Raw genomic sequence first — 1212 nt, 5'->3', positions numbered from 1 at the left:
TTTCGGATGTTCGTAGCGCTCTAAGTTCTGGGTCTGTTAGCGGCAAGGAAGTTGGCGTTTGCATATCCATAACTCCAGGATCTTATGGGAGGGCACCGAGCACCATGGAATAAAATATGGAACTTGTCTGGACGGTATCGAACATAATGCGTCGGTATCCAGTTGCGTATTCCAATTATTTGTTCTTGTGCCAGCGTCCGACCAGACCACCTTGCTGATTTCAGCGGGATAGGATTTCGCCGTGAATGGTGGAGGTGTCCCCCTTGGCAGCACGAAAAATAATATAAGTGTTGCATTCCACTTGACAAACACAACACTTCTGTTATTCTTCGCCTATGAACTCCAAGCAGATGAAGAAATGGCTAGAGCAACAGGGCGCGACTTTCCAGCCCGGTAAGGGTTCGCACCTGAAGGTGTTTCTGAATGGCAAGCAGTCTTCCCTACCCATGCACGGTACCGCCGAACTTGGTAAAGGGCTGGAAGCCGCGATCAAACGACAGCTTGGTTTGTGAAGTGAAGGAGAAAATAATGTTTGACTACCCCGTGACCTTGACCCCCGATGACGGCACCATGCTGGTCACGTTTGCCGATGTGCCCGAAGCCATCACCTTCGGTGCCGATGAGGATGAAGCCCTGCTGAACGCAATCGATGCGCTGGAAACGGGCTTGTCGTTTTATGTTGATGCTCGCAAACCGCTACCCGTCGCCAGTCAGCCGGCGTCTGGACAAAAGACCGTGCGGCCACTGGCGCTGGAATGCGCCAAGTTGGGCGTTTACCAAGCGATGACCGATCAGGGAATCAAGAAGGCAGAACTCGCCCGCCGCTTGGGGTGGCATATGCCGCAAGTTGATCGCTTGTTTGACCTGCGTCACGCCTCAAAACTCGACCAGATCGAAGCTGCTGCCAACGTGCTCGGCAAGCACGTTCACGTTCAGATTGCCTGATACAAACGAAAATACCATGAACTTTTTGGGTGAAACCAGGCACGCCTGAATGAAAGTTGCTGCCAGAGTTTACCAATGTTGTCAGATTTATTGTCTGTAAGCGTCCGGTGGACGAACTGGCGACAGTCCTCGAAAGACGTCAATTCACTCCCACTCTATGGTAGCAGGGGGTTTCCCGGAAATATCGTACACCACGCGGTTGATTCCACGTACCTCATTGATGATTCTATTGGAAACTTTTCCCAGCAGAGCGTAAGGGAGTTCGGC

General features: G+C 51.7%; 3 protein-coding genes. 2 read left to right on the top strand and 1 reads right to left on the bottom strand.

The genetic code is table 11. The features are described 5' to 3' along the window. Positions 1-350: 350 nt before the first annotated feature. Both M6F29_RS11770 and M6F29_RS11765 read left to right on the top strand, forming a co-directional pair. Positions 351-512: a type II toxin-antitoxin system HicA family toxin gene (locus tag M6F29_RS11770; protein ID WP_298160133.1), complete on the top strand. Its 162-nt coding sequence runs from the start codon at positions 351-353 to the stop codon at positions 510-512. A gap of 16 nt (positions 513-528) precedes the next feature. Then, the gene (locus M6F29_RS11765; protein WP_298160130.1) at positions 529-945 is read left to right on the top strand and encodes a type II toxin-antitoxin system HicB family antitoxin; all 417 of its coding nucleotides are present in this window, start codon (positions 529-531) and stop codon (positions 943-945) included. Positions 946-1089: 144 nt separating this feature from the next. Here the strand turns inward: M6F29_RS11765 and M6F29_RS11760 are convergent. Next, a partial coding sequence (locus M6F29_RS11760) for a GMP synthase (glutamine-hydrolyzing) (protein ID WP_298160136.1) occupies positions 1090-1212 on the bottom strand: 123 nt, incomplete at its 5' end.

This window comes from Ferrovum sp. (assembly GCF_027317285.1).
Lineage (GTDB): Bacteria > Pseudomonadota > Gammaproteobacteria > Burkholderiales > Ferrovaceae > Ferrovum.
The sequence above is the reverse complement of the archived record's forward strand: the minus strand, read 5'-3'. Positions and strand labels throughout refer to the sequence as shown.